This window comes from Rhodococcus sp. ENV425 (assembly GCF_002887785.1).
GTDB lineage: Bacteria > Actinomycetota > Actinomycetes > Mycobacteriales > Mycobacteriaceae > Rhodococcus > Rhodococcus aetherivorans.
In genome coordinates, this window is record NZ_PCZU01000117.1 from 1 (window position 1) to 1,142 (window position 1,142).

The window sequence follows — 1,142 nt, forward strand, 5'->3', positions numbered from 1 at the left end:
TGATGAGGCTCATCGAAAGTGCTCAACTGTGCTCGGTGGAAGTGCCCACCCGTGAGCAGGGTTCACTGTAGCGGTTGCCGGGTGCCGGTGGTGGCCTGTCGGAGCTTTTCGGCTCGGGCGTGGTGGTCGCGCAGGCGGTAGGAGTCGCCGTCGAGATTGAGGACCACGGAGCGGTGCAGGAGCCGGTCGAGCATCGCGGCGGCGACGGTGGTGTCGCCGAGGACCTCGCCCCATTCGCCGACGCCGCGGTTGGTGGTGATGACGATCGAGGTTTTCAGATATCGTTGCGCCACAACTTGAAACAACGCGGATGCGGCCTCGCCGGGCAGCGGTAGGTAGCCGAGTTCGTCGATCACCAGCAGCGTGGGTCCGGCGTAGAACCGCATCGTCGTCGCCCATCGGCCCTCGATCGCGGCGCGGTGGCAGCGGGCTGCGAGGTCGGCGGCGGTGGTGAAGTAGGTGCGGTAGCCGGCGTGCGCGGCGGCCCGGGCGAGCCCGACCGACAGGTGTGTCTTGCCGACTCCGGGCGGGCCGATGAGCAGGACGTTCGTCGCGGTTTCGAGGAACCGGCAGGTGCCCAGCTCGGCGATCAGCGCCCGGTCGAGGCCGGGCGCGGCGTCGTAGTCGAAGTCCTCGAGTGAGGCCGGGGTGGGCAGGCACGCGAACCGCAGCCGCCCGGACAGGCGCCTGGCTTCGGTGGCGTCGACCTCGATCGAGAGCAGCTGTTCGAGGGTGGCGGTCATCGACAGGCCCTGTTTCTGCGCCCGGTCGAGGACCGACGGCAGGGCTTCGGCGGCGTCGTGCAGCTTGAGCGTCGCCAGGTGTCCGCGCAGGCGCTGGTAGAGGCTCGTGGCCTGCGGGGTGGTGGCGATGGTGGTGTCGGAGGCGGGCGTGGTGGTCATGCGAGGGTGTTCCTTCCACGGGCAGCGCGCTCGTAGGCGGCCAGGTCGGTGACCGTCGACCGCGCCGTGATCGACGTCGATTCGGAGTCGGTTGTGTTGTTGCGCAATGCTTCTGCCGCAGCGAGGGCGTCGGGTCCGGGTGGGATGCGTTCCTTGCGGCGGTGCGGCCGGCCACCGGTGGCGGCGCCGGCCATCGCGGCCTGTTCGAGGGCGTGGACGTGGCCGTGGTCGCGGACCACG

The 1,142-nt window shown here is 70.1% G+C and carries 1 protein-coding gene and 1 pseudogene; both read right to left on the reverse strand.

All coding sequences use genetic code 11. The features are described from left to right. Window positions 1–62: 62 nt before the first annotated feature. Complete coding sequence (gene istB, locus CQZ88_RS09085) at window positions 63–902, reverse strand: IS21-like element helper ATPase IstB (RefSeq protein ID WP_102799626.1); 840 nt, start codon at window positions 900–902, stop codon at window positions 63–65. Continuing rightward, a pseudogene (locus CQZ88_RS09090) lies at window positions 899–1,142 on the reverse strand (IS21 family transposase); the annotation flags it as partial. The gene istB and the pseudogene CQZ88_RS09090, both read right to left, overlap by 4 nt.

Excerpts from the sequence above, each read along its gene's own strand:
- istB (WP_102799626.1), bottom strand. The coding sequence starts at position 902 with ATGACCACCACGCCCGCCTCCGACACCACCATCGCCACCACCCCGCAG.